We start from the raw sequence: 26,208 nt of genomic DNA, 5'->3' as shown, positions 1-26,208 counted from the left end.
AGCCGACATGGACAAGCGGCTGGGCGCAGCGTGAGCAGAGGCGATCGTCGAGGCCCCGGCCTGGATAGGGCTGCTTGTACGAGGCTCGGCAAGGCAAGCAGACGAAGGAGGTCTTTCCATGGGCCATGCGGCCAGAGTAGGCCCGACCATTCAGCAAGGTCGACGGGATTTCGAGTTACCTCGCAAGGGCCCCGGCGCTGTTTCAGGTCGTCGCCGTCGCGCGGGTCAGGCGGGTTCGTCCGCCGATGTGACCGGCGGGAGGGGCAGCGGACGGTCGAGAAGGAACGTCACGAGCAGATCGCGGTAGAGGTCAGGACGGCCGTTGGCGATCGAATGCCCCGCGCCGCGTACGTAGACGAGGGTCGACTCGGGAAGCGTGCGCCGGTACTCGTGGGTGACCGCCCATTTCAGGTAGTCGCACTCGCCACGCACGATGAGCGTGGGCACATGGACGGTCCGCAGCTTCGGACGCGGGTCGGGGACGGTGGCGGCGTCGGCGGACGTCATCTGGTTGGTGTAGAAGCCGGGTGGGTTGTCGTGGACGGGGGCGGGCGGGCTTCCGGGGCATCCGGTGGCGTCCTTGGCTGTGATCAGCAGTTCGCGGAAGTACGCGTCGGCCTCGGCGTCGGGCACGAGTGCGTGCGCGGCAGCCGGGTTTACCTGGAGCAGGAGCGCTTGGAGGAGGAACCGGGGATGGGAAGTCAGCTCGTCGGCGCGTTCGGCCTGGGCCGGGGGGAGACGGTCCCAGGGACTGCCCGGTCCACCGGGGAAGGCCGGTTCCCAGATCGCGCCCGGTGAGGTGAGCACGGTTTTGGCGACGTGGCCGGGATAGGCGGCCATGTACGCCGCCGACAGGGTCCCGCCCCATGACCTGCCCACGAGGATGACCTTCTCGGCGGGTATCGCGCGGCGGATCGCCTCCAGATCGGCGACGTGCCGGGCGACGGTGTAGCCGCTCACGTCGGCCAGCCGGGTGGAACGGCCGGCGCCGACCTGGTCATAGGCGTAAACGTCGAAACCGGCCGCGGCCAGCTCCCGCCCGCCCTCCGGGACGCCCTCTCCGGGGGTCCCGGGGCCGCCGTGCAGGAAGATCACAGGCGTCGGGCGCGGCGTACCGGACGCGGCGATCTTCACGTAGTCGATGCGGGATCCCGTGGGCAGGTCCCAGTGGGAGACGCCGGGCGGGGCCGCGGCCGTCGGCGGCACGGGGAAGGGGCGCATCGCCATGAGGGCCGCGGGCCCGGCCGTCACGAGCACGACGCCGGCGACGTACGGCCACAGCGCCCGCGGGCTGCCGAACCGCCTCATCACGGCCCGCCCGAACACCCAGGCGGTTCCCGCCGCCGCAACGAGGCCGGCCGCGGAGAACACCATCACGACCGGGACGGCGGCGGCCGTCCCGACGAAGGCCGCCATCCCGGCCACGGCCGCCGCGATCACCCCGGCGAGCGCCAACGCGCCGCCGGACAACAGCTTGGATCTCATGCGAGCCACGCTAGGAAGCCGAACCCGCGTCGGCCTCCTCCCGCGGAACCGTCGTCACCCCCGCCGTACGGCGGGGGTCAGCGCCTGCCTGGGAGGATCAGGCCGGTCTCGTATGCCGTGATGGTCGCCTGGAGGCGGTCACGGACGCCGAGCTTGGCGAGGATCACCGCCACGTGGTCCTTGACGGTCGAGGGGCTGATCCGGAGAACCTCGCCGATCTCGGCGTTGGTGAGACCGCGGGCGACGTGCGTCAGCACCTCGGTCTCGCGCCGGGTGAGCGTGCCGAGGACGGCGGCGTCACGAGGTTCCGGCTCGGACGCGAACCGGTCGATGAGGCGCCGGGTGACCCCCGGATCGAGGAGGGCGTCTCCCGAGGCCACCACCCGGACCGCGTCGGCGACTTTCTCCGGTTCGGCGTCCTTGAGCAGGAATCCGCCGGCACCGGCCCTCAGCGCCGAGAACACGTACTCATCGAGGCCGAACGTCGTCAGCACCACCACCCGCGTGCCGGGCGCTTCCGCTCCGATCCGGGCGGTCGCCCGCAACCCGTCGAGGCCCGGCATCCGGATGTCCATGAGGGCCACGTCGGGCCGCAGCGACACAGCCAGCGCCACGGCGGCCTCTCCGTCCGCGGCCTGGCCCACGACGCTCAGGTCGGGTTCGGCGTCCAGGACCGCCGCGATGCCCGCCCGCACCACCGCCTGGTCGTCGGCGACCGTCACCCTGATCAAGGGAGCACCTCCGGAAGCCACACCCTCACCATCCCGTCCCCGGCGTCCGAGACGCTACCTCCGGCCGCGTCGGCCAGCGCCCGGACCCGCCGGTCCTCGCTCGTGGCGGAAGGCCCCGAGACCGCCACGCCGTCGGCGCGGCAGGCCACGGTGATCTCCCGTTCATCCCGTGTGCTGCCACGCAGCATCGACTCGGCCACCCTGAACGCGGTGACCTCCACGCTGGGGGACGCTTCGCGGCGGGCTCCGGCGTACCGGACGGTGCCCTGGTGCCGCACGGCGAGCAGGGCGATTCCGGCGATGGTCGGGGGCGGGTCGTCGCCGCTCTGGCGGCGCAGTTCGCCGAGCGACTCCCTGAGCGCGGCCAGCCCGGCCCTGGCCTCGGCCAGCACGGTGTCCAGCCGCCCCGCGTCCGCCGCGACCACGATGGCCCTGGCGTGTCGCAGGGCCGAACGGCGCAGGCCCGCCGCCAGCCGGTTCCGCTCCGCCAGCATGACCGTCGCCGTCTCGCGGCCGAGCAGATCCCGCTCCCACGCCACGGCCGCATGGCGCCGCGCACGCCTCGACCCCACCGCCAGGCCGAGCCCCCACGCCACCGCCGACGGGACCGAGACGCCCAGGGCCAGCACCGCCCACGCGGCTGCCCGGTCTCCCACGATCCCCGGCCCGCACGCCAGAGCAAGCCCGCCTATCGCCCCCACGGCCGCCGTGGCGAGAGCCCCCCACCGCCGGCGTGCGCGAGGGCCGTACGCGCCCAGCGCGTAGAGCAGCGCCAGCTCGACCCACAGGCACCACAGGAACACGTCCCCTGCGGGCTGCTTCGTCCAGCCGAGGAGTCCGGCGCCGAGCAGGACCGGATAGACCGACAACGCCGCCGCCAGGCTGAGAAGCGGCGCCCGCCTGCGCAGGCCGAGCGGCAGGGCGTGCGCGAGGAAGAGCGGCACCAGCAGGGCGGCCTCTCCGGGAAGACTCTCCGGCGTGTCGGTCGTCAACAGGCTCGTACCGATCGACAGCGCCACCGCGAGGATCGCAAGCGCGGCGTCCGACGCATGCCGGCCACGCCACTCGTACGACGTCGATGCCGGGCCCTCGTCAGGGGTGAGCGGGAATTCGGCGCGCACGGCCCATCCCCGGTCATCCGGGCCCGCGGACAGGTGGCCCCCGCAGGCGGCCACCGCCGTCCTGAGCCCGGCGAGCCCGTATCCGCCGCCCATTCCACGTGCCACGTCCGCGTTGTCCACGACCGGCTCGCCAGGATCGTTGACGACCGTGACGACCAGGCGGCCGGATTCACGGTCGACGCCGACCCGTACGGCGCCTCCCGGCGCGTACCGCAGGGCGTTGGTCAGCGCCTCGCGGACCACCCGGTACGCGACGGCGGCGATCTCAGACGGGGCGCTCCCGGCTGTTCTGACGTAGGTGAGACGCGGCTCTGGCCACGTTGCGGCCAGCGCGTCCACGTCGGCGAGATCGGCCGAGCCGCTCCCGGTGCCGGCGGTGGTCAGCCGCTCCAGTTCCCGGGTGGCCAGGCGGCCGGTCTCAGCGGCATATCTGGCCGCCTCCGCCACGAGAGCCGGGTCGGCGAGACGCAAGGCGGAGGCGGCACCGACCGCGATGCCGGTGAGTCTGTGGGCGGCGGTGTCGTGCAGTTCGGCGGCGATCCGGTGCCGCTCAGCCTCGGCGGCCACGCCCGGCGCATCGGGCGCGGCCGCGCGGAAAACGGCCACGGCCCGGCGTGTCGCCCGGCCGCGCCGCCGCGCCCTGCCCAGGGCCCAGGTGACCGCGGCGAGCCCGGCGGCCAGCAGGGTCACGCCGGTGACGGACCTGGGCGACTCCCCGAGGGCGCTCGCCGCCCCCGCGGTCAGCACCAACACGACCACGACGCCTCCGGCGGCCACCCCTGCCGTCTGCCGCAGGGCCAGGCCGTACAGCGCCACGGTCACGATGAGCGGCACGACCCACCACAGCCAGCCCGACAGCACGCCGAGCAAGCCTAGTGATTCCGTACGTGACAGCACAGTGCGAGGTGTTCGTGCAGCGCGGCTCGCCAGGGCATGCCTCGCCGGCCCCGTGCCGGGTGGTGCACGGCATGAGCCGCCCCTGGGGGCAGGTCTCCGCGTCGCGGCGGGGTGGCAGGGCTTAGCGGGGAGTGCCCTCAGTGTCAAGCTCGAGTTGGCCTTGACCTCCCCTCCAAGTGGACGGGTGCTTCCTTAATTCGTACGACTGCCAAAGTCATCTCCGGTGGGGAGTTTCTGCACAGCGAGCCTTCCTAGCGTGGCCGTTATGAATTGCGCACTGCTCAGACGGGGCGTGGCCTCTGCCGTGACGGTCGGCCTTCTGCTCACCGGGCCCGCCGTACAGGCCGTGTCGAAGCCCGTCACTGTGGCCCTGCCCCAGCCGACAGGTCCACGCGAGATCGGCACTGTCACGCTGCACCTGCGTGACGGCTCCAGGGCCGACCCGTGGATCAAGGCACATGACCGGCGTGAGCTGATGATCAGCCTGTGGTACCCCACGCGTCGTCCGGACGGCCACCCCGCCGCGCCTTGGCTGCCGCCTCGCGCCGCCGAAGCCTTCTATCGCGACAACAGCCTCTCGCCCGCGGCTGTCAGCCTGCCTTCGACCCATGGCCGCGAAGGGGCCCGTGTGGCGGGCCGAGGGCTGCCCGTCGTACTGTTCTCGCCCGGCAACGGCGCCGACCGTTCCATGAACACCACCACGGTCGAAGAACTGGCCAGCTGGGGCTACATGGTGGTCACGATCGATCATCCGGGCGATGCCGGCGAGGTGGAGTTCCCCAACGGCACGGTCACCGGCCGTGTCCTGAAGCCGGTCCCGGTGAGCCGGCTGGACGAGAAGGCCGAAGAGATCAAGGTGCGGGTGGCTGACACGCGCTTCGTGCTGGACCGGCTCAAGGAGCTGAACAAGGGGCGGAACCCTGATGTTGAAGGGCGGAAGCTGCCGGAGGGGCTGCGTGGCGCGTTCGACCTGAGCAGGGTCGGCATGTTCGGCCATTCCGCGGGAGGCGCGACGGCCACCGCGACGATGCTGGAGGATCGGCGGGTCAAGGCCGTTCTGAACCTGGACGGACCCGCCCTCGGCAAGGTCGCCGCCAAGGGACTGGCAAAGCCGTACATGCTCATGGAGGCCGAGATCTTCGACAAGCCCATCCGCGGGCAGAAGGCATTCTGGTCCCGGCTGAAGGGCTGGCGGCTGCACGTGAAGACCAAGGGGGCCAAGCACAATTCCTATACCGACCTGCCGCTGCTGTACGAGCAGGCGGCCCCGGTGATCGGCCTGTCGAAGGAGCAGTTGCGAGCGACGAACGGGACACTGCCGGCGGCGCGTTCCGTCGCCGTCACCCGCGCCTACACCATGGCCTTCTTCGATCTCCATCTGCGGCACAAAGGCGACCTGCTCGACAGACCTTCCTCGCGGTTTCCCGAGGTGCAGGTGATCGCCCGTTAGGGCGCTGTCGAAGGTGGAGGACTGAGCGGAGATCCGCGGTCGCATCGGGCTGAGGGTCCGGCGATCCGAGCGATCGCCCGCAGGCTCGGGATCGCTCGGAACACGGTGCGCGAAGCGCTGGCCCCCAAGAAGCGCCCCGAGGGAAGTTGCCGAACGCGACCGAACCGCCGCTCGCTCATGCCGCCCTCCCGGTTCTCGTGGTGACGGGCTGCACCAGGCCAGCGGCGATGAATTCGCTCAGCACGGATTCAGGGATGCGCACCTTCATTCCGAGGCGGACGAAGGCGATCCGGCGTTCCTCGAATCGTTTCTGACACATCGCTTTCTTTGTGAGCCAAAAGCTCCCAGTGGCCTGCAAGCCTCCTACAAGTTCGATTGATCATGATGAGGCCCGCAACCACAACGGGAGGACATGTCATGCGCGCTCGCGTAGGTTTGACGGCCGGAGCGCTGGCGGGACTCTGTCTCGGAGCGACGGGGATGGCCGTGGCGTCAACGCAGGACACGGCCACAGGAGTGATCACTGCTTGTGTGCGGGAAGACGGGACCGTCAGAATCCCCCAGACGGCTCTGCCGGAGTCGACAGCGCCGCAGTCGATAGCCACGAGAAGGCCCACAGCGATTCCCACCAGCGAAGGCGTCTGCGGGGCCCTTGAGCGGGAGATCACCTGGAACCAGTCCGGGCCAGTTGGCCCCCCGGGTCCGCAGGGAGAGACCGGAGCCCAGGGACCACAGGGGGATCGCGGGGCTCCCGGTCTGTCGGAGGTGCAGACGGTGATGGGGCCGACGGTGTCCATCACCCCTGGCCGCGAGGAGGTCGCCCTCGCGAGGTGCCCGTCAGGAAAGATCGCCATCGGGGGCCGGTACATGCTGCTTGAGGAGAAAATAGACGTCTACAGCGATGCCGCGGTCCAGATCCCGGATCTGGGTAACGACGATTGGAACGAATACTGGAAGGTTCGTGTCAGAAACGTGAGCAACAAGGTGGTTCGGGTCCGGGCCTGGGCAAATTGCGCGAAGGTCGGCCAGTAGCCGAGCCGGCAACGACTGGCCCTCACCGGCCGGCGTGAGATGTGCGGTGGTAAGTACGCCATCGTCTTCACCCAGCACAAAGGCGCGACCTTCATGAAAACCGCCCAGATCGACGAGGGGCCGATCTACCAGGCCGACCGCACCGACCGGCCCTGACGAGATCAGGTACCCCCATCGAGAGTGGAGGGGGTTCGGTAGGGCCCTGGCCGAGCGCCTTTTCGAGCTTGTCGAGCGCTGTCGCCTGGTGCTCGGGCAGCACGTGAGCGTAGGTGTTCATGGTCAGCACGATCGTGCTGTGGCCGAGGATCTCTGTGATGATCCGGGTGTCCACGCCTTGAGCGAGCAGGATCGTGGCGCAGGTGTGCCGGAGCTCGTGCAGCCGTACGCGCCGGATGCCCGCCGCGTCGCGCACGGCCCGGAAGTGCCGGTGGAGGTTCTCCGGCTCCATGGCGGTCCCGACGTGATTACCGTGATCGCCGGGGACGCCGCAGTGGAACAGCGGCCGGGAAGAGGAGGTTGAGTCTCCAGCAGGGGGAGACGCGAAAGTAAGGAGTGTGGACGGCGACACGCTTTACTCGATCGGCGATCTGGCTCGCCGGACCGGGCTGACAGTCAAGACCATACGGTTCTACTCCGACTCGGGAATCGTGCCGCCGACTGACCGCAGCCCGGCCGGCTACCGGCTCTACGGCATCGATGCCCTCGCGCGTCTGGACCTCGTGCGGACGCTGCGTGACCTGGGACTCGACCTTGCCGCCGTCCGGCAGGTCCTGAACCGGGAGATCTCGCTGCCCGAGGTCGCCGCAGCACATGCCGAAGCACTGGAGGTGCAGATCCGTACCCTGCGACTGCGGCGTGCGGTGCTGCGAGCGGTAGCCAAGCGTGGCTCCACCCCTGAGGAGATGGACCTGATGCACAAGCTCGCCAAGCTTTCCGATGACGAACGCCGACGTCACATCAGCAACTTCATCGACGACACCTTCGGTGGTCTCGACGCCAACCCCGACCTGGTGGCCATGATGCGCTCGGCTATGCCCGACCTGCCCGACGACCCCACGCCGGAGCAGGTCGAGGCCTGGGTCGAACTCGCCGAGCTCTCCCAGGACCCGGACTTCCGCGCCTCCGTGCGCCGGATGGCCGAATACCAGGCGGCCGAACGCGCTCAAGGCGACACCACGGGCCTGCACCATGACCTCACCGAGGACGTCCGCGACCGGGTCGGCCAGGCACTGGCAGCCGGTGTCGCCCCGGCCTCGCCCCAGGCCGCCCCTGTGATCACAGCGCTCACGACCCGCTACGCGCACGTCTTTGGCCGTTCAGCGGGCATACTCGGCGGGCGCGCGACCCTGAGCTGTTTTTGGTGGCCGAAGCGTACGGTGACGTGGTCGCTGTGATGATGGGAACCTATGACGGGCGGCGGGGCTGGATCCTGCGGCTAGCTGTTCACCCCGCGCACCGCCGTCAGGGCATAGCCGGCCGGCTCGTGCACGAACTCGAAAACCGCTTCAGGTCTCTCGGCTGTCCACGAGTGAATCTGCTCGTTATGCCCGACAACTTGGCGGGGCTACGGTCCTGGCAGGCTCTCGGCTATCTGCCCTTGCCCGACGTCCTGTGCTCCAAGCCATTGCAGCAAGCTACGACGTAGCAGTGCCCCACTGAACCTAATTCTTCCTTTCAGTCGTTACGGTCGCACCTTTTCATAGATCCACGACATCCAGGTCTCCTTCCATTGTGACCACCGCGATCCACGATCGGTCTTCAGCGAGGAAGTAGTGGTGTTCTGGTATCTCAAGCAATGCAGCCACAACCGAACGCGCATTATCGCCGGTAAAGCGTACACCATACGGCGACAGCCCATCGCCGGCATGTTCAACCATCAAACCGGGACGAATTCGCCGACATATCTCCCTGGACGCCAGGAAGGTTAGCTGAACGTCATCATGGGTCTCCCAGTGCATACGCCTTCCCGTGGCGGCTCGACGCCAGTCGATTTTGGTCCCACAACACGGGAAGTGCATGTCAAGCCAGTCCCAGATCGCCGACATATCACTACGGTCCAGGCCCAGAAGCGGAGGCGCGGCATACACCTCGTCGCGCCAGTAATTCTGACCCTTGACCTTCCGTCAGCCTTGATAAAGATCGATGCGGTTCCCGCTCGGATCTGTCACGCATGAGGAACGCGGCTTCCACGGCTGATCCGCTGGCGGGTGGACCTCGACGGCCCCGGCGTCCACGGCACGGCGGTGCGCGGCGTCCACGTCATCGACGAGCAGACCGAATCGGGACACTCCGGCTGGACCATCGTGCCTGCCATGCTCGTTGAGCTCGTGTGCGACAGTCAGTAGAAAGAAGTCCTCACTCGGCCAGGCGCCGAACTGGAACGATGAGATTTCTTCGTTGAACACCGCGTCGAACGCCGCCCGATAGAACGAGATCGACTCGGCGAGGTCTGCGACGGTGACGGTCACCTGGACGATGCGGGGGGTCTTCAGATCGGGCATGGCCACTCCATGTTCGATGTAGTGATCCACAACGTGGACCATGCGGGAAAGAACCTGAGCACGATCCATCAGCCGCTCTCGGTGTGAACGCAGCACGGTGCGCAGTGCCTCACCGTCTGGGTCGTCCATCACGACGCGAACGGCGTCGATTGGCACATCGACGCGCCGCAGCGCGCATATCAGCCTGGCGTGCCGGACCTGCTCAGGGCGGTAGCGACGATAACCAGTGACCGGATCGACAACCGCCGGCCGCAGCAAGCCGAGTTCGTCGTAGTGCCGTAAGGCATGAATCGACAGGCCGCTGACCAAGGCGAAAACACCGATGCTCAAGAGATCGTCGCCGCTCACCCAGACAGCATCCAGTCTCGGGCTACCCGAGAGTCAAGCGGGCATCGGCGGCTCGGACCACCCCGCCGCAGCAGCGCCACGCCGTACCGACCGAACCCGCCGGCCGCGCACTCCCCGTAAATGCCGGGGCTGATCGCTGGTGCTGTGACCGGAAACGTTCACCGCAGTGCACAGCATTCGCGTGGGGGCGAACCTCAGCTTTTGACGGCCTCTGCGATCTGCAGTGCGACCTGCGCGGGTGTCAGGTGCGTGGTGTCGACGACCTCGGCCTCGCCGTGTAGCCACGTGCGGGCCGCCTCGGCGTAGGGCTCAAGGTATCTGAGACGGAAGGGGGAGGGGCCTAGAAGAGTGTCCCCCTCGATGCGCCTGCGAAGGGTGTCTTGGTCGGCGTGGAGGACGAAGTGCCGTACCGGGATGGCATGGCGGGCGAGGCCCGAGCTGATTTCGCGCCAGTACTGCTCGACCAGGACAGTCATGGGCATCACCAGAGTGCCGCCGGTGTAGTCGAGGACGCGGCGGACGGTCTCGACTACGAGTGGCCGCCACGGCGGCCAGTGCTGGAAGTTGTCGGTCGTCGGCAGCCCCGGCGTGATGTCCATGAGTGTCTCGCCTACCTTCTCGGCGTCGAACACCCGTGAATTCGGGATCAGTCGCTGCACGAGTGGAGCGGTCGTCGTCTTGCCTGCGCCGTGGGTGCCGTTAAGCCATACGATCACGGAGCCCGATGCTAGTGCTGTGCAGGCCGGGAAACGCTGAGACCTGATATGGTCGCCGCCCATGGTCTACATGTTCGTCCGTCTGCGACTCTTCTAAGACGGTGTGTCCTGCTGGTCGCTCAGCAACCAGCGGCAGTTGAGGCAACCCCGCCAGTAGTGCGCGGTCGAGAAACCGCACACCGCCCGGGTTTTCGCCCGACCCACCCGTCGATTTCGTGTGGCCATCGCCGGTCCCCGCTGCGTTTCTGTCCTCGGCAACCGCTGCGGGTGGGCTCAGCGCCGCCGGCGAGTTCCAACCGCCTGTGTCATCGCCCCGACCATTGCGGGCCTACTGGCGCGTCTTTCCGGCCACTCTCACCACCGGCGGCGCCACGCGTCGCTCTCGACTTCAGGCATGTAGCCATGCCCCGATCAGAACGGACTGATCCGTATGCCATCCACCTTCAACAGCTCATCGTTCCCTCGGCCTGCGTCCGGCGCCTCCCCGACATTCGTGCTGGTACACGGTTCTGGCTCCAGCTCCTTCATGTGGGCCCCCATCCAGCGCGAACTGGCGTTGCTCGGTCACCGCAGCTTCGCCGTCGATCTCCCAGGGCACGGTCTCGACGCGCAATACCCGGTCGCCTACCAGGCCCCGCAGGACCTCGACGCGTGGGCAGTCGAGCCGTCCACGCTGGCCGGCGTCACTCTGCAGGACAACGTCGACATGGTCGTCGACGTCGTCCGGCGCCTGGCGGAGCACGGGCCGGTGGTGCTGGTGGGCGCCAGCCTCGGAGGGACGACCATCACCCAGGTCGGCAACACGGTCCCCGAACTGGTGAGCCGACTCGTCTACATCTCCGCGTGGTCGTGTGTGCAACGGTCGAACCCGATCGAGTACATGCAGGAGCCCGAGTTCGCCGCCAGCCTGATGGCCCCGCTGGCCGCCTTCAACGTCGGAGACCCGGCTCGGCTCGGTGTCGGCCGGGCCAACTACCGCATCGCCGACCCGGTGCTGCTCGCCGATCTCAAGGCGGCGACCATGGCGGATGTCAGCGACGAACAGTTTCGGGCCTTCCTCAACATCCTGCAGCCGGACGAATCGATCGCGGTGATGACGGCCGACGCTCGCGTCCACGCCGCCACCTGGGGCACGATCGCTCGCACCTACATTCGCCTCACCGAAGACCGATCCCTCCCGGTGGCCATGCAGGACAGGCTGATCGCTGAAGCGGACGCCCTGACGCCTGGCAATCCGTATGACGTTCACACCCTGGACACCTCCCATGTGGGATTCGTGTTCAGGGCCGGAGAGGTGGCGGCCATCCTCGACAAGCTGACGATTCAACGGCACCTCGGCCCGCCTTCGTGTCCAAACCTCAGGGCTTGGACATGAAGATCCTCCCACCGCTCCCCTGCCGCCGGTTGCTCAACCGCCCGACCGCGCCTGTGCATGCGCAGGCGCGGTCGGGCCTGGGACGACATTCCGATGCAGGCCGAGCACGAGAGCGCAGCCCGGAAGGCTTCGGGCTGAAGGGCACGTTCACGCAGAACACGCCGTTACGGTGGAGCGCACGCACAAGACCTTTTACGGGGGGTGTGGTGACTGCGGCGCAGGGGCAGACGGTGGTGACGTTCAGGACCATGGGGGCGCCCGTGCTCCGGATGGTGGATCTGGCCGAGGAGGAGTTCGGCCCGGGCGAACTCGATCCGTTCATCGCCGGGCTGGAGGTCGTCGGGCATCTGCTGAGTGAGGAGCAGGAGGCGCAGGCGGTGGTCCGGGCACCCGATACGGGCCGGGTCTTCGCGCTGGAGATGTACCGGCCCGACCTTTTCGCCCTGGACGCGCTGGCGCCGTCGGTCGAGGCGCTGCGTCGGATGGTGGCGGCCGTGGCCGAGCTTGACGGGCTGTACGGGCGGTTCGCCGACCTGGCGGGACACACGGGCATCGAGCCGGTGAAGGAAGCGCTCCAGCGGTTGGTGGCCGTCTTCCGCGAGGAGGAGTGGGGGCCGGACGGCTGGGGTCCTACGGGCGGGCCCGAGCAGTGGCCGTACGAGCTGCCGACCCTGTGGCGCATCATGGCCGTCATCAAGCCGATGGCGCTGATCGCGTCCCCTGGGCGGGGGCTACGGCTCGATCTGCCCGCGCAGGTGCTGGAGAACGTCTTCCGCGTGCGGGGACTTGTCCGTGTCGCGCCCGAGAACCTGCCGGCCGCGCTGACGCACGAGCCGACACGACGCTTCCTGAGCGAGGCCGGGCTGCCCGCGGACGCCGGGCTGTTCTCCGCCGACGGTGCCGGAAAACCCCTGCAGACGGTTCTCGACTACCGCGAGGAGTTCCTGCGGGACCCCGGCCTTGCTCACCTGCACGACGACATCAGGCTCACCCCGCCCCCGCCCGATGCCGAGCACCTGTTCATCATCGGCGGGATGCACGGATACGATCTTGAGGTGCTGCTCAACGGGCGCACCGGCGAGGTCCACCACGCCTCTTACACGTGCGAGGCCCTGACGCCGCTGAACGCCGATGTCTCCACTCTGGCGTTCACGCTGTGGATGTACGCCATGGAGCAGAGGCTCAGGCAGCCCTACGACCTCACGGGCGGCAACTTCTATCACCAGCTCGCCGACACCATGGTCGCCACACTCGCCGCCGCCGACCCGGTGGCCTGCCTGCCGTCGACGGGCGTGGACGACTTCCGCTTCTGGCCGGAGGTCTTCCACGACGAAGCGGGCGGAGTGCTGTAGCGATCCTTCACCCGGTCTTGAGGTTCTTCTTGTATTCCTCGACCAGCGTGAAGAACGCGGATTCGGAATCGGCGAACTTCGTGACGCCCTTCTCCGGATCGGTTGTCACGAACCACAGCCAGCGGCCGGCGGCCGGGTTCAGCGCCGCCTTGATGGCGTCCGCCCCGGGGTTGCAGATGGGACCGGGCGGCAGGCCGAGGTGCACATACGTGTTGTACGGCGACCGGCTCTTGAGATCCCCTTTCGAGGCCCTGCTGCCGAGCTTGTTCAGGCCGTACAGGACCGTGCTGTCCATCTGCAGCCTCATCTCGGGCGTACGGTGCAGCCGGTTGTAGACGACCCGCGCGACCTTGGGCATGTCGCGCCTGTCGAGCGTCTCGGCCTGGACGATGCTGGCGATGGTCAGGATCTCCAGTGGCGTACGGCCGAGACGCCTGGCGCCTTCCACCAGGCCGGTGTCCTCGGCGACGCGGCCGAAGCGTGCCACCATCGCGGCGAGGATCTCCTTCGGGCTCGACGTGGGCGAGACGTCATAGGTCCCGGGGAAGGCGAATCCTTCCAGCGCGCCCTTGGCGTAGACGGGAAGGCCGAGCGCCTCATCGTCTTCGGCGGCACGCTCGAACTCCTTCAGCGGCTTGCCGGTGGCGGCCGACAGCTCCGTCAACACCATGGAGAGCCGCAGTCCTTCGGGGAGCGTGATCCGGTTGTCCGTACGCGTCTCGCCGGAGCCCTGGCGGGTGAGGACAGCGGGGGCCGCCGTCCGCGAGGACAGGCCCTGAACGGCGAGCGTGGATCCGACCGCCAGCACGGTGACGGCCGCCGCCGCGGCCAGGGCGAGGCCGCGCCGACGGGATCGGCGCCGGCCGACCGGGAAGAACCGGCCAGGCGGGGGTGGCTGCTCCTCCTGCGCCATGTCGGAGAAGGTCTCACGCAGCAGATCCTCGATGTTCATCCGAACTCCCTCACGGTGCTCAGTTCGGGCGCCGCCTTCTTCAGACGCTCCAACGACCGGTGAATCTGGCTGCGGACCGATCCCACCCTGACGCCGAGCAGCCGGGCGATCTCGGTCTCGGACAGGTCCTCGAAGTAGCGCAGCACGAGCATGGTCCGCTGCCGGGGTGTCAGCCGGGCGAGAGCCGCACGCATCACCAGGCGAAGATCCACCGTCTCGGCGTGCCCATCGCCGACCTGTTCGGGCAGCCACCCGCTGGGCACTTCCGCGACGCGCGAACGGCGCCGCCACCGGCTCACCTGCTCGTGATACATGACGCGGCGGACGTAGCCCTCGACGGCCGCGGTGTCGCGCAGGCCGCTCCACTTCGCGGCGGTCTTCGCCAACGCCGACTGCACCAGGTCTTCGGCGGCGTGCCGGTCACCGGTCAGCAGGTACGCGGTGCGGAACAGCGCTCCTGATCGATCGAGGACGAACTCCCGGAAGTCCGCCTCAAAGCCTGGATCCACCTGTCCTCCTCGCGATATCAGCAAGCAAGGACGCGGACAGGGCGTCGATCTATGCCAACATGACCGAGCTCGTCCCGGGTCCCGCACCGGTGCCCCCGCTCCCGCCGGGCCGGCGTCCATCCGTCACCAACGGTGAATCCGGCCGCCACGTCACACTTCGCTCCCCGCCGGTCCTCTTAGGAGGCGTGACCGTTCCCGTACGCGCACAGCGAGCGGGACGGCGTGACCACGGCGACAAGGAGCACTCGGCATGACCGTTCTCGTCACCGGAGCCACCGGCACCGTCGGCCGGCAGGTCGTCCGCCATCTTCTCGAGCGCGGCCGGAAGGTGCGGGCGCTGACCCGCGACCCCGGCAGCGCCGTCCTGCCGGACGGCGTCGAGGTGGTGGCGGGCGACCTCACCGACGCCGCCGGCCTTGAGGCGGCCTTCGACGGCGTCACCGCCGTCCACTTGATCAATTTCGGCGACGGCTACCGGCCCCTCGCCAACGGACGCGACATCGTCGCTCTCGCGGAACGGGCCGGGGCCGGCAAGGCCACCGTCCTCGGCGGCTGGCAGGAGGGCACGCTGGAGCCGGCCGTCAGGGCGAGCGGACTGGAGTGGACCTTCCTGCGGCCGCTGCAGTTCATGGCCAACTTCCTGAACGACTGGGGCGAGCCGCTGCGGACCACCGGACGGGTGCGTGAGCCGTACGGCGATCGCCAGAGCCCGCCGGTCGACGAGTACGACATCGGCGCCGTCGCGGCGGCCGTACTGACGCAGGACGGTCACGGCGGCAGGTCCTACCACCTCACCGGCCCCGAGGTCCTGACCGCACGGCGGATGGTCGCGATCATCGCCGAGGCGACCGGCCGCGACCTGCGGTTCGAGGAGCTCACCTCTGACCAGGCGCGCCGCGAGTGGAGCGTGCCGGGCCGGCGTCCGCCGCTGTCCCTCTTCCGCGCGTTCGCCGAGGTCGAGGGAGCCGACGAGGCGGACCTGGTGGAGAACCTGCTGCGGATGTACGGCACGCCCAGCGAACGCGCCACCACGCTGACCGACCACGTGGAACAGGTCGTCGGACGGCCGCCGCGGGCGTTCGCCCAATGGGCCGCCGAGCACGCCCGTCACTTCCTGCCCACCGACCCGCGCTGACCGGACGAAGGCGAAAATCATGATCCTCATCACCGGGGCGACCGGCGCCGTCGGGCGTCTCGTCGTCCAGCGACTCGCCGCCGAAGGCGCCCGCGTACGCGCCGTCAGCCGCTCTCCGCGCGACGCGGCCCTGCCGTACGGCGTGGAGGTCGTCCGGGGCGACCCGGCCCGGCCCGGCACGATGGCCGACCACTTCGCCGGCGTCGAGGCGGTCTTCCTGCATCCGCGCACCTTCGGCGACTCCGCCGACCGACTCCTCGCCCTGGCCGCCGAGCGGGGCGTGCGCAAAGTGGTGGCCCTGTCGGCGATGAACATCGGCGACCCGTTCGACCTGCAGCCGTCCCGTTGGCGGGGAGACCGGAACAAAGAGGCCGAGGAAGCGGCCGTCGCCGGCGGCCTGGCCTGGACCAGCCTGCGCGCGAGCGCCTTCGCCGGCAACACCCTGCAGGCGTGGGGCGCCCAGATCCGCGCCGGAGACGTCGTGCGCTACGTGCACGCGGGCTTCCGGGAGTCCGTGCTCGACGAGCGGGATCTGGCCGAGGTCGCGGCCCGCGTACTGCTCACCGACGAGTTGGCGGGCCGCCGGCTGGAGCTCACCGGGCCGGAGTCGCTGTCACACGAGGAGATGGTGGCGGTGATCGCCGCCGCGCTCGGCAGGCCCCTGCGCTTCGAGGAGGTCCCATCGCGAGCCGTCGCCGCGCACCTCATCGGCACGGGGCTGCCCGAACCGTTCGTACGTGCCCTGATGGCCCGGTACGACCACTACGCCGGCCGCGAGCAGCATCCTCCGACGGGTGAGATGGACAAGGTCCTCGGCCGGCCCGCACGCACGTACGCCGACTGGGTGGCCGACCACATCGCCGCCTTCCGGAACGGATGAGCCGTCGATGCCGATTGCCTACGTCGTCACCGCCCTGGTGACCATCGCCTTCACCACGTTCTCGGGCTTCGCGGCCATGACCCGGTTCGCTCCGATCATGCGTACCCTCGGCCCGGCGCTCGCCCGGGCCGGCGTGCCGGAGTCGTGGCTGGTGTGGCCGATCGGCGCGCTGAAGGCCCTGGGCGCGCTGGGCCTCGCGCTCGGGCTGCTCGGCGTGCCCCTCGTCGGCACGGCCGCCGCCGCGGGCCTCGTCCTCTACTTCGTCTGCGCCCTGTACACCCATCTGCGCGCCGGCGACTTCTCGCCCCAGTTCTCCCTGGCGATCGTGTTCCTCTGTCTGGCGGTCGCCACGCTGGCGCTCGACCCCGCCCTCGTGCTGCGTGCGACGCGCTGATTCAGTATCCGTACCGGCAAGGAGTCTCATGATGCGCGAAATCGCCGCGGCCGACGCTTCCGAGGTGTTCGCCGACCACCGCGAGTTGTTGTTCTCCATCGTCTACAACATGCTCGGGACGGTCGGCGACACCGAGGACGTGCTCCAGGAGACCTGGCTGGCGTGGGCGGCGCGAGATGTGTCCGGCATCGGCAACCACCGCGCCTACCTGGTGCGTGTCGCGGTCAACCGGGTCCTCGCGCACCAGAGCGCGTTGCGCAGGCGCAAGGAGACCTACCTGGGCCCGTGGCTGCCGGAACCGCTGATCACCGGTCCGGACGCCGCCGAGCCCGCCGTACGCGCGGAGTCGGTGTCGATCGCGCTGCTGGTGATCCTGGAGACGCTCACCCCGCTGGAGCGGGCCGTGTTCGTCCTGCACGAGGTGTTCGCCTACCAGCACAACGAGATCGCCGCCATGCTGGACCGCAGCCCGGCCGCGATCCGGCAGATCGCCCACCGGGCGCGCGAGCACGTGCAGGCGCGGCGTCCCCGCGCCCGCGTCGACCGGCGTACGCACCGGGAGGTGACCGAGCGCTTCGTCGCGGCGGCGTTCGGCGGCGACCTGCCCGCGCTGATGGAGATGCTCGCGCCCGACGTCGTCCTGTGGCCCGACGGCGGAGGCAAGTCGACGGCGGGCGGGCCGCGTCCGATCCGTGGCCGCGACAAGGTCGCCCGGGTGGTCGTGGCCAACGCGCGCGGCGGCGTGGACGTCCGCTACCGCCAGGTCAACGGCGACCCCTCAGTGGTGATCTTCGCGGAGGACGCGCCCCTCGCGGTGATGGTGCTCGACCTCGACGCGGACGGGGAGCGGGTGCACGACATCTACGTGGTCAGCAACCCCGACAAGCTCGGATCCGTCTCCCACGAGCGAGACCCCGAAACCCCCGGAACAGCGCAAACCTCGGCGGGCCGGTCCGTCGTTCATGACACGGGCACAGGTCAGCGGTGAAGCGCTTCCGGGGCGTCGTCGTCGATGAGGAACCCCCCGGACTGGTGGTGCCAGAGCCGGGCGTAGGGGCCGTCCGCCTGGAGCAGTTCGCCGTGGGTGCCCTGCTCCACGACGCGTCCCCGGTTGAGCACGACGAGCCGGTCCATGCGGACGACGGTGCTCAGGCGGTGCGCGACCACGAGCGCGGTCCGGTCCTGCATCAGCTGCCACAGCGCTTCCTGGACGAGGATCTCGCTCTCGGAGTCGAGCGCGCTGGTGGCCTCGTCGAGCAGCAGGATGGGGGCGTCGCGCAGGATGGCGCGCGCGAGCGCGATGCGCTGCCGCTGGCCGCCGGAGAGCTTGACGCCACGCTCGCCGACCAGGGTGTCGAATCCGTCCGGCAGAGACTCGACGAATTCCGTGACGTGCGCCGCCCGCGCGGCCCGGAGGATCTCGGCCTCGGTGGCGCCCGGCCGGGCGAACGCGAGGTTGTCGCGCACGGACCGGTGGAACATCGCGGGTTCCTGGGGGACGTAGGCGATGAGGCTGCGCAGGTCGGCCTGGCGCAGCCGGGCGATGTCCTGGCCGCCGATGAGGATCCTGCCCTGGTCGATGTCCATGAGACGCAGCAACAGCCGAGTGAGGGTGCTCTTGCCGCCGCCGGACTGGCCGACCAGTCCGATCCTGGCGCCGCTGGGGATGTCCAGGTCCAGGTCGTCGAACAGGGGCGGGCCGCCGGCGTACCCGAACCTCACCCGCTCGAAGCGGATGCTCGCGTCGGCCGGGCGCAGTGGCTGCGGATCGGCCGGATCGACCACGGTCGGCGGCACGAGGAGCAGTTCGGTGAACTGGGCCGCTTCGGTGAGCACGCTCTCGACGCGCCGGTAGATCTGGTTGAACTCGAACATGATGCTGATCGCGTTCGAGTAGTAGGTGAACGTCACCACGATGGCCTCCACGCCGAGACCGCCGCGGAGTGCCACGGCGAGGAGCAGGCCCCCGGCGCTGGTGAGCACCGACAGCGGGGCGACGACGGTGTCCACCCGGAGGTTGCTGTAATCCCAGGAGCGGAGGGACAACCTGCGCTGCTCGGCGATCCTCGCCCGATATTCGGCGGCTTCGCGATGCTCGGCGGCGAACGCGCGGACCGTGTCCATGTTGGCCAGCACGTCGGCGACGTGCCCCGACACCAGCACCCTGGCGGCCTCGCGTTTGTCGACCAAGGCCTGGCGGCGGCGGATGAGCGGGGTGACGACGACGCCGGTGACGATGATGAGACCCACGAGAACGAGGACCAGCAGCGGGTGGTAGCGCCACAGCACCACCGAGGCGAAGGCCAGGGGCACCACCTTGGCCACGATCGAGAACGCGAGCGTGTCGGCGAACTCCTCGAACCTCGAGGAGAATCCGATCACCCGCTTGGTCAGCGAGCCGGCGAAGTTGTCGTGGAAGAACGCCGCGTCCTTGGCCAGCAACTCGTCCATGCCCACCACGCCGAGCCGCTCGATGCCCCGGGCGTCGGTGCGGTTCAGGAAGTGCAGCCCCACCCGCCACAGCGCCTCGCCCGTGAGCAGCAGCCCGCCGAAGCCGAGCACGTACGGCAGCAGCGCGTCGATGGAGCCGTCCCCGCCGCCGGACAGGTGCCCCACGAGCCCGGCCACCGCCAGCGGCGCCAGGTAGAACAGGCAGATGTTCCCCATCGCCGGCAACGTCAGCGCGGGCACCGCGATCCGCCATTGGCGCCGCAATTCGCCCCAGTAATAGCGCAGCGCCAGCAGCACCGCCGATCTCCGCACGGATGAACCGTCTTCAGCGTCCTCGTTCGCTCCGAGCGCAGCCATGAGCCCTCCCGAATGCCGGCGCCGCCGTGGCCATGGTGCCGCAGCGCGTACGGGAGAGCGAGCGATTTTTCCGTCACCCCGCCTCGGCACCGCAAACGGTGCCGTCATCCGCAATGGCAGGGAGAATGGCGAACGAAACAGCATGAAATGACACGGTTTGATGGCACGGTTTGATGGCATGGTTCAACACCGGGCGGCACCGATCCACGGTGCTTTCCGACTACGTGATCCATGTGACTCGCCGAAGGACCCGGGACGACTTCGGGGTCCTTCGGCGTATCGGCGCGGCATCGCCCCCAGGGAACTCATCAGTCCGCGTCGCGCCTCGCGGGCTCCGGGGTTTCATGCCGCCGGACGCGGAATGCTGGGGCGCTCCGACAGGTGCGCGGACCGCAGACGCCCGCGAAAGCCACTCGCCCCGGATGCCCCGCTACCGGCCGCCTTGTTCGCGCGTGCGGCTATCCGAAAACGGCGGACACGCGCTCTAATACTGGTAATGGGGAGGTTGCACCAGCCAGAGATAGAAAAAGAGTGCCGTCATCGTCTCCAGGTCCTCCGCCCTGCGCGCCTCCCGTGTCTCCCGCGCCGCCTCCCGTGCCAGCCCCGGCTCCAGTTGCAACTGCATCTCAGGTCCGAACACCTGCTCCGCAAAGGGATCCCACCCGGCCCGCCATTGCCGCGGCTGCCTTGCGGTGAACCGGCGGAATGCGGTGTATCGAGGGAGAATCGTCGGCGTGGAGACCCTCGCCGGCTCATGGGCGCGAGGCGCGGCCGCCATCGGCCGCTCCATCGGCGCCGGGGCCACCGGAGCGACATCCGCCTGCGCGGCAGACGACATCGCAACAGGGAGAAATGCCACCGAAACAGCGAGGCCACCGAGAAATGTGAAAGTTTTCATGGTCCGCCTTCCTCGTTTCGTCAGCTGACCGGTCACTGCGCCGAGGGGAATACCCGGCCGCGCTTGCCGCACGACACCGACACGCCCGCACATACCGTTTTTCTAATCCGGCATGACCCATATCGGGAACGGAACTCGGCCAAGGAAGTCACGGCCCTCGACGTCCCCCACAGGGGCCGTCGTCCGTCGCGACGCCCGCTCCACCCCAGTGCCCTCAGCGAACGGAGTGATCTCGGCGGTGCCGTCGTGCCGCGTCGCCGGTGCGGTTCTCTCACCCGGCCGGGACGCGGGAGAATGGGCCTGGTCCCGCGCGTGTACGGTCGCGGGTTCAACAAGGATCGCGGGTGCAGGAGTGCTGATGGGCAGGCGGACACCCCACGCCACGCTCCAAATGATCGCCGACGAGACGGGCGTCACCCCCTCGACCGTCTCCCGGGTGCTGAACGCGACCTCCGAGGCGTCGGCGCGCCGCTGGGCGTCCATGGAGACGATCGAGCGTGTCCGCGCCGCGGCGGCCGCGCACGGGTATACGCCCAACCCCCAGGCGGTCGGGCTGCGGACGCGGCGCTCCCGGTTGATCGGCGTGATCGTGCCCCGGCTTCAGGACTACGTCCTCGCCACCATTTACGAGGGCATCGACGAAGCGGCCACAGAAAAGGGGTTCGCCACCTTCGTCACCAACTCCCTCGACGATCCGCAGAAGCGGGCGCGCGCGACCGAGACGCTGCTGTCGCGCCGGGTCGAGGGCATGATCTTCGGAGACGCACAGGTCGACGGCGACTTCCTGCAGGGGGTCGCCGAGCGCGGCATGAAGTTCGTCCTCGTCTCCCGGCGCGCCCGCGACTACCCGTCCGTGACCTGCGACGACCATCTCGGCGGCAGGCTGGTGGGCGAGCACCTCGCGTCCATCGGACGCCGCGACGTCGCGATCCTGGCGGGAGAGCCGTACGCCTCAACCGGTCTCGACCGGGCACAGGGCGCCGTCGACGCGCTTCGCGAGGCGGGTGTGGACGTCCCGCCGCACCGCATCGTCCGCGGCCACTTCGACGCGCAGGGCGGACGGGAGGCCGCGGAGCGGATCCTCGACGGCGGCCCGCTCCCGGACGCGATCTTCGCCGCCAACGACTTCGCGGCGATCGGCGTCATGGGCGCGCTGCGCGACAGGAAGCTGTCGATCCCCGACGACGTCGCGCTGGTCGGCTACAACGACACCGCGCTGGCGGCCGAGCTGCCCACCCCGTTGACCACCGTACGGTCGCCGATGCACGAGATCGGACGGCTGGGCCTGCAGATGCTGCTCGACCTGCTGCAGGGCGCCGAGGTCGAGCCGCTGCGTCTGCCGCCCACGCTCGTCGTCCGCGAGTCGACGATGCCGTCGAAGCCCTCCAGGTCCACCGGGTCCACCAGGTCCGACGGGCCGATATGACCCTTGACATGGGCGGATGTCCGACTTTAACCTGCCTGCAGGTTACACAAAGGTTTGGGTAGCGGCTGGGAACGCACCGATCCCCCGGGTGCGGACCGGCCGGCCGTGCGGGGACACCACCCCTCCAGCCGACGCGACGCCGGTGACCGCGCACACAGCGGACGCGGCCACGTCTCAGCAGGCATGGAGAAAAGTCAGGTTTCCTGTCTCCGCCACTCACACAAACCTTTGTGTACGTAACACAAACCTTTGTGTGCGCGCCGAGTGCACAAACTACGAGGAGTCCCCCACATGGGAGCTGTCCCATCGCAGGGAGCGCCGGGCGCGTCCCTGCGAGCGCCCGCGCAGGAACCCTGGAACCGGCCGGTGACGAAGCGGGCGGTCGCCTATGTCAGCGTCATCGCCTTCCTCGCCTGGGTCGCCTCCGTGTACGACTACACGCTCTTCGGCACCCTCCTGCCGAAGATCGGTGAGGATTTCGGCTGGTCCACGAGCCAGTCGACGATGGTGAACACCTTCGCCACGGTCGGCGTGTTCGTCGTCTCCCTCATCGTCGGGCCGGTCCTCGACCGGATGGGCCGGAAGAAGGCCCTGGTCATGCTGATGACCGGCGGCGCGCTCGCCTCGGGACTCACCGGACTCGCCGCCGGGGCCGTGAGCGTGGTCGTCATCCGGGCGTTCACCGGCCTGTCGCTCTCCGAAGAGGTGGTCAACGCCGTCTACCTCAACGAGATGTTCAAGAAGGTGAAGAACCGGGGTTTCGTCTTCAGCCTGGTGCAGGCCGGGTGGCCGGTGGGCGCTCTGCTGTCGGCCGGCATCACGGCGGTGCTCCTGCCGCTCGCCGGATGGCGGTGGTCCTTCCTCTTCGCCCTCGTCTTCTCCGTCCCGATCATCATGCTCGCGCTCAGGCTGCCCGAGTCGCCGACGTTCCTGGCGATGAAGGAGGTCAAGCGCCGCCAGGAGCAGGGCGATCACGCCGGGGCGCGCCTGCTCGCCGAGGAACACGACGTCACCGAGCTGGTGGACGGCAGGACGAGCGGCGCGCTCAAGGACATCCTCGCTCCCGGGCTGCGGCGGCACACGATCAGCCTCGCGCTCGCATGGCTCACCAACTGGATGGGCATCCAGGTCTTCTCGGTCCTCGGCACCACGGTTCTGGTGGAGGCGAAGGGCGTGTCGTTCGAGAGCGCGCTCATCGTCCTCGTGCTGTCCAACATCGCCGGATTCGCGGGATACCTCTTCCACGGCTGGGTCGGCGACCGGATCGGCCGGAAGCTGACGATCACGCTCGGGTGGGCCATCGGCGGCACCGTCAGCCTCCTCATGCTGCTGCTGCCCACCGGGCAGGGGCTCACCATCGCGCTCTACGCGCTGACGCTTTTCTTCCTCAACGGCCCCTACGCCGCGATGTTGTTCTACATGGGCGAGTCGTTCCCCGCGCACGTGCGGGGAACGGGAGCCAACGTGGCGCACGTCATGGCGCCGCTGGGCGGCATCGCCGGATCGGCGCTGCTCAGCGTGCTCCTGGCGGCCGGGCTGTCCATGACCGTCGCCGCGATCTCCGCCGGGTCCGTGTTCATGCTGATCTCAGGCCTCCTGATGCTCGGCACGAACACCACCAACCGGTTCGGCGACCACGCGGCAGACAACAAGGAGGTTCTGGCATGACCAGGGACGACGGGCTCGACGGCAAGGTCGCGGTCATCTCGGGAGGGGCCAGCGGCATCGGCCGGGCCCTGGCCGTCGCCTACGCCCGGGCGGGAGCGCACTCGGTCGTCGGCTACTACCCCGGAGACCCGCACGACGTGGGTGAGACGGTCGCCGCCGTCGAGGCCGCGGGCGGGCGCTGCGCGGCCGTGGAGCTCGACGTCCGGTCGCATGAGCGGACCGAGCGCTTCGCACAGGCGGCCGTGGACGCCTTCGGCCGCCTCGACATCGCCGTGGCCGCCGCGGGCGTGCTGCGCCGTCAGCCGCTCGAGGAGATGACCGACGGCGCGTGGGACGACATGCTCTCTGTCGACCTCGGCGGCGTCCTGCGGATCTTCCGCTCCTGCGCGGCGCGGATGGAGCACGGCGGCGCGATGGTCGCCACCTCCTCGATCGCCGGCGGCGTGTACGGATGGGAGGAGCACAGTCACTACGCGGCGGCCAAGGCCGGCGTGCTCGGTCTGTGCCGTTCCCTGGCCGTCGAGCTGGCATCGCGCGGGATCCGGGTCAACGCGGTGATCCCCGGGCTGATCGAGAGCCCCCAGTCGCTCGACGAGGTCAACTCCCTCGGGCCACAGGGCCTGCGGGAGGCAGGAAAGATCATCCCAGCCGGACGGGTCGGCACGGTCGACGAGGCGGCCCGGGTGATCCGGTTCCTCACCTCGGACGACGCCGCGTACGTGACCGGGCAGAGCGTCGTCGTGGACGGCGGGCTCACCGTCCGCTGGCCGAGCTGAGGGAGACGGGACATGGGAATTCTCGACGGTCAGGTCGCCGTCGTCACCGGAGCGTCGAGCGGGATCGGGGCCGCGACGGCCCGGCTGTTCGCCGCCGAAGGCGCCCGTCTCGCCCTGCTCGACATCAAGCCCGTCTCCGGCGAACTGCTGGGTCTCGGCGCGGTGACGGGCAATGTCACGGGCCATGTCGTCGACATCACCGACGCCGCCGCCGTCGAGCGCGCCATGGCCGAGGTGGTGGAACGGCACGGCCGGATCGACGTGCTGGTCAGCGCCGCCGGGATCCTCGACGAGGTCCCCTTCCTGGAGCTGACCCCGGAGCGCTTCGACCGGACCATCGCGGTGGACCTGCGCGGGGTCTTCCTCGCCGCCCGCTACGCCGCGCCGTACATGGTGGAGGCGGGCCGGGGCCGCATCGTCAACATCGCCTCCCAGCTGGGGATCAAGGGCGGCACGGGTCTCGCCCATTACGTCGCCGCCAAGGCGGGCGTGATCGGCCTGACGAAGGCCCTCGCCCTCGAACTCGCGCCGAAGGGCGTGCTGGTCAACGCGATCGCCCCCGGCCCGATCGTGACGCCGCTCATCGACGGGCTGTCGGAGGAGTGGAAGCGGAGCAAGGCCGCGGAGCTTCCGCTCGGCCGGTTCGGCCGCCCCGAAGAGGTCGCGCCGACTGCGCTGCTCCTGGCGAGCTCGCCCGGCGGCGACATCTACGTCGGCCAGACGCTCGGCCCCAACTCCGGCGACGTGATGCCGTGAGCATTCCAACGGAGGACGGATCCCGGAAGGCGCGCGTCGTCGTCATCGCGACCGGCGGCACCATCGCGTCGAGCAGCGAGCCCGGCGGCCCGGCGGTGGCGCGCAGGACGGCCGCGCAGCTCCTCGGTTCCACCGGCTACGGCGACGTCGAGGTCGAGGGGCGTGATCTGTTCAACCTCGGTTCCTACCTGCTCGGCCACCGCGAGCTGCGCCTCATCGCGGAGGCCGTCGCGGCGGAGATCGCCAGGGACGACGTGACCGGCGTCGTGGTGACCCACGGCACCGACACCATGGAGGAGACGGCGTTCCTCCTCGACCTCGTGCACGGCAGCGACAAGCCCGTCGTCCTCACCGGCGCGCAGCGTGCGGCCGACCAGCCCGACAGCGACGGGCCGCGCAACCTCCGGGAGGCCGTCGCCGTCGCCGCCTCCCCCGAGGCACGCGGATGCGGGGTGCTCATCTCCTTCGCCGGGCGGATCTTCGCCGCGCGGCGCACCCGCAAGCACCACACCGTCGCCGCCCAGCCGTTCAGGACCCTGGACGGCGGTCCCATCGGCCGGGTCGACTCGACGGGGGTGCGCGTCACGGCGCGGCCGGTGCGCCCGGCGCCGCTGGACCCGCCCGGCCCCCGCTTCGACGACACCCGGGTGGACGTCGTGACGGTCCACCCCGGCGCCGACGCCGCGCTCGCCCGGGCCGCCGTACGCGCCGGAGCGCGGGCGGTCGTACTCGCCGGAACCGGCGTCGGCAACGCCAACCACGCCCTGCTGAAGTGGGTTACCGAGGCGGTGGCGGCGGGAACGGTCGTGGGACTGTCCACGCGCGTCGCCGAGGGGCCGGTCGTGCCCACGTACGGCAACGGCGGCGGGGTGGACCTCGTTCGCGCCGGGGCGCTGAGCGTCGGCGGGCTGCCCGTTTACCAGGCCAGGGTGCTGCTGGCGCTGCTGCTCTCCGCGGGTGTCCCCGTCACGCGGCAGACCCTCGCCGCCCATGTCTGA

General features: G+C 69.7%; 27 protein-coding genes. 16 read left to right on the top strand and 11 right to left on the bottom strand.

Features of this window, described 5'->3' with window-relative positions; translation table 11 throughout:
- Nucleotides 1-225 precede the first annotated feature (225 nt).
- The 3 genes from AB0O28_RS20585 to AB0O28_RS20575 form a co-directional block, all read right to left on the bottom strand.
- Entirely contained in the window at nucleotides 226-1,485 is a 1,260-nt protein-coding gene (locus tag AB0O28_RS20585) for an alpha/beta fold hydrolase (RefSeq protein ID WP_363642389.1), read from the bottom strand.
- A 77-nt stretch (nucleotides 1,486-1,562) separates the two neighbouring features.
- Nucleotides 1,563-2,216, bottom strand: coding sequence for a response regulator transcription factor (locus tag AB0O28_RS20580; protein WP_363642387.1), 654 nt, complete (start codon nucleotides 2,214-2,216; stop codon nucleotides 1,563-1,565).
- The gene (locus AB0O28_RS20575; RefSeq protein ID WP_363642385.1) at nucleotides 2,213-4,198 is read right to left on the bottom strand and encodes an ATP-binding protein; all 1,986 of its coding nucleotides are present in this window, start codon (nucleotides 4,196-4,198) and stop codon (nucleotides 2,213-2,215) included. The genes AB0O28_RS20580 and AB0O28_RS20575 overlap by 4 nt, the downstream gene beginning before the upstream one ends.
- 301 nt (nucleotides 4,199-4,499) lie before the next feature.
- Here AB0O28_RS20575 and AB0O28_RS20570 point away from each other — a divergent pair, with 301 nt between their 5' ends.
- Together AB0O28_RS20570 and AB0O28_RS20565 are read left to right on the top strand one after the other, a co-directional pair.
- On the top strand, nucleotides 4,500-5,684 hold the full coding sequence (locus AB0O28_RS20570) for a lipase (protein WP_363642383.1): 1,185 nt from the start codon (nucleotides 4,500-4,502) through the stop codon (nucleotides 5,682-5,684).
- A gap of 774 nt (nucleotides 5,685-6,458) precedes the next feature.
- Nucleotides 6,459-6,716, top strand: coding sequence for a hypothetical protein (locus AB0O28_RS20565; RefSeq protein ID WP_363642381.1), 258 nt, complete (start codon nucleotides 6,459-6,461; stop codon nucleotides 6,714-6,716).
- Nucleotides 6,717-6,807: 91 nt separating this feature from the next.
- Here the strand turns inward: AB0O28_RS20565 and AB0O28_RS20560 are convergent, their stop codons facing one another.
- Entirely contained in the window at nucleotides 6,808-7,110 is a 303-nt protein-coding gene (locus tag AB0O28_RS20560; protein ID WP_363642573.1) for a tyrosine-type recombinase/integrase, read from the bottom strand.
- Here AB0O28_RS20560 and AB0O28_RS20555 point away from each other — a divergent pair.
- Genes AB0O28_RS20555 through AB0O28_RS20545 form a run of 3 tightly spaced genes read left to right on the top strand, consistent with a single transcriptional unit; the run spans nucleotide 7,012 to nucleotide 8,361 of the window.
- Entirely contained in the window at nucleotides 7,012-7,236 is a 225-nt protein-coding gene (locus AB0O28_RS20555) for a hypothetical protein (RefSeq protein ID WP_363642579.1), read from the top strand. The two genes, AB0O28_RS20560 and AB0O28_RS20555, sit on opposite strands and share 99 nt — an antisense overlap.
- Before the next feature lie 34 nt (nucleotides 7,237-7,270).
- Nucleotides 7,271-8,110 carry a MerR family transcriptional regulator gene (locus tag AB0O28_RS20550; RefSeq protein ID WP_363642379.1) on the top strand — a complete coding sequence of 280 codons (840 nt, stop codon included), beginning with the start codon at nucleotides 7,271-7,273 and terminating at the stop codon, nucleotides 8,108-8,110.
- Complete coding sequence (locus tag AB0O28_RS20545) at nucleotides 8,110-8,361, top strand: GNAT family N-acetyltransferase (RefSeq protein ID WP_363642571.1); 252 nt, start codon at nucleotides 8,110-8,112, stop codon at nucleotides 8,359-8,361. Before AB0O28_RS20550 ends, AB0O28_RS20545 begins: the two co-directional genes overlap by 1 nt.
- A gap of 52 nt (nucleotides 8,362-8,413) precedes the next feature.
- On the opposite strand, the gene AB0O28_RS20540 is transcribed toward AB0O28_RS20545, so the two are convergent.
- From AB0O28_RS20540 to AB0O28_RS20530, 3 genes are all read right to left on the bottom strand, one after another.
- A complete protein-coding gene (locus AB0O28_RS20540; protein ID WP_363642377.1) occupies nucleotides 8,414-8,761 on the bottom strand; it encodes a hypothetical protein in 348 nt (115 codons plus the stop codon).
- Between the two features lie 78 nt (nucleotides 8,762-8,839).
- Nucleotides 8,840-9,565 carry a VOC family protein gene (locus AB0O28_RS20535; RefSeq protein ID WP_363642375.1) on the bottom strand — a complete coding sequence of 242 codons (726 nt, stop codon included), beginning with the start codon at nucleotides 9,563-9,565 and terminating at the stop codon, nucleotides 8,840-8,842.
- Nucleotides 9,566-9,759: 194 nt separating this feature from the next.
- A complete protein-coding gene (locus AB0O28_RS20530; RefSeq protein ID WP_363642373.1) occupies nucleotides 9,760-10,281 on the bottom strand; it encodes an ATP-binding protein in 522 nt (173 codons plus the stop codon).
- A 493-nt stretch (nucleotides 10,282-10,774) separates the two neighbouring features.
- Between AB0O28_RS20530 and AB0O28_RS20525 the strand changes: the two genes are divergently transcribed.
- Entirely contained in the window at nucleotides 10,775-11,656 is an 882-nt protein-coding gene (locus tag AB0O28_RS20525; RefSeq protein WP_363642569.1) for an alpha/beta hydrolase, read from the top strand.
- A gap of 206 nt (nucleotides 11,657-11,862) precedes the next feature.
- A complete protein-coding gene (locus AB0O28_RS20520) occupies nucleotides 11,863-13,008 on the top strand; it encodes an SUKH-4 family immunity protein (RefSeq protein WP_363642371.1) in 1,146 nt (381 codons plus the stop codon).
- 7 nt (nucleotides 13,009-13,015) lie between these two features.
- On the opposite strand, the gene mltG is transcribed toward AB0O28_RS20520, so the two are convergent.
- Both mltG and AB0O28_RS20510 read right to left on the bottom strand, forming a co-directional pair.
- Complete coding sequence (gene mltG / locus AB0O28_RS20515; RefSeq protein WP_363642369.1) at nucleotides 13,016-13,960, bottom strand: endolytic transglycosylase MltG; 945 nt, start codon at nucleotides 13,958-13,960, stop codon at nucleotides 13,016-13,018.
- Nucleotides 13,957-14,469, bottom strand: a complete 513-nt coding sequence (locus AB0O28_RS20510) for a SigE family RNA polymerase sigma factor (RefSeq protein ID WP_363642367.1) — start codon at nucleotides 14,467-14,469, stop codon at nucleotides 13,957-13,959. The genes mltG and AB0O28_RS20510 overlap by 4 nt, the downstream gene beginning before the upstream one ends.
- 250 nt (nucleotides 14,470-14,719) lie before the next feature.
- Between AB0O28_RS20510 and AB0O28_RS20505 the strand changes: the two genes are divergently transcribed.
- Genes AB0O28_RS20505 through sigJ form a run of 4 tightly spaced genes read left to right on the top strand, consistent with a single transcriptional unit; the run spans nucleotide 14,720 to nucleotide 17,866 of the window.
- Complete coding sequence (locus AB0O28_RS20505) at nucleotides 14,720-15,604, top strand: NmrA family NAD(P)-binding protein (RefSeq protein WP_363642365.1); 885 nt, start codon at nucleotides 14,720-14,722, stop codon at nucleotides 15,602-15,604.
- A 19-nt stretch (nucleotides 15,605-15,623) separates the two neighbouring features.
- Nucleotides 15,624-16,484, top strand: a complete 861-nt coding sequence (locus tag AB0O28_RS20500; protein ID WP_363642363.1) for an NAD(P)H-binding protein — start codon at nucleotides 15,624-15,626, stop codon at nucleotides 16,482-16,484.
- Between the two features lie 7 nt (nucleotides 16,485-16,491).
- Nucleotides 16,492-16,878, top strand: coding sequence for a DoxX family protein (locus AB0O28_RS20495; protein WP_363642361.1), 387 nt, complete (start codon nucleotides 16,492-16,494; stop codon nucleotides 16,876-16,878).
- Nucleotides 16,879-16,906: 28 nt separating this feature from the next.
- A complete protein-coding gene (gene sigJ / locus AB0O28_RS20490) occupies nucleotides 16,907-17,866 on the top strand; it encodes an RNA polymerase sigma factor SigJ (protein WP_363642359.1) in 960 nt (319 codons plus the stop codon).
- Here sigJ and AB0O28_RS20485 read toward each other — a convergent pair.
- Both AB0O28_RS20485 and AB0O28_RS20480 read right to left on the bottom strand, forming a co-directional pair.
- Nucleotides 17,857-19,641, bottom strand: a complete 1,785-nt coding sequence (locus tag AB0O28_RS20485; protein ID WP_363642357.1) for an ABC transporter ATP-binding protein — start codon at nucleotides 19,639-19,641, stop codon at nucleotides 17,857-17,859. The genes sigJ and AB0O28_RS20485 overlap by 10 nt on opposite strands.
- A 529-nt stretch (nucleotides 19,642-20,170) precedes the next feature.
- On the bottom strand, nucleotides 20,171-20,584 hold the full coding sequence (locus tag AB0O28_RS20480; RefSeq protein ID WP_363642355.1) for a hypothetical protein: 414 nt from the start codon (nucleotides 20,582-20,584) through the stop codon (nucleotides 20,171-20,173).
- A 358-nt stretch (nucleotides 20,585-20,942) separates the two neighbouring features.
- Here AB0O28_RS20480 and AB0O28_RS20475 point away from each other — a divergent pair, with 358 nt between their 5' ends.
- From AB0O28_RS20475 to AB0O28_RS20455, 5 genes are all read left to right on the top strand, one after another.
- Complete coding sequence (locus AB0O28_RS20475) at nucleotides 20,943-22,010, top strand: LacI family DNA-binding transcriptional regulator (protein WP_363642353.1); 1,068 nt, start codon at nucleotides 20,943-20,945, stop codon at nucleotides 22,008-22,010.
- Between the two features lie 291 nt (nucleotides 22,011-22,301).
- Nucleotides 22,302-23,678, top strand: coding sequence for an MFS transporter (locus AB0O28_RS20470; protein ID WP_363642351.1), 1,377 nt, complete (start codon nucleotides 22,302-22,304; stop codon nucleotides 23,676-23,678).
- Nucleotides 23,675-24,454: an SDR family oxidoreductase gene (locus AB0O28_RS20465; protein ID WP_363642349.1), complete on the top strand. Its 780-nt coding sequence runs from the start codon at nucleotides 23,675-23,677 to the stop codon at nucleotides 24,452-24,454. The genes AB0O28_RS20470 and AB0O28_RS20465 overlap by 4 nt, the downstream gene beginning before the upstream one ends.
- Before the next feature lie 12 nt (nucleotides 24,455-24,466).
- On the top strand, nucleotides 24,467-25,210 hold the full coding sequence (locus AB0O28_RS20460; RefSeq protein WP_363642347.1) for an SDR family NAD(P)-dependent oxidoreductase: 744 nt from the start codon (nucleotides 24,467-24,469) through the stop codon (nucleotides 25,208-25,210).
- Nucleotides 25,207-26,208, top strand: coding sequence for an asparaginase (locus AB0O28_RS20455; protein ID WP_363642345.1), 1,002 nt, complete (start codon nucleotides 25,207-25,209; stop codon nucleotides 26,206-26,208). Before AB0O28_RS20460 ends, AB0O28_RS20455 begins: the two co-directional genes overlap by 4 nt.

The organism is Microbispora sp. NPDC088329 (genome assembly GCF_040685655.1).
In the GTDB taxonomy this organism is placed as follows: Bacteria; Actinomycetota; Actinomycetes; order Streptosporangiales; family Streptosporangiaceae; genus Microbispora.
Note: the sequence above shows the minus strand (reverse complement) of the source record. Positions and strands in the feature narration are given on the sequence as shown.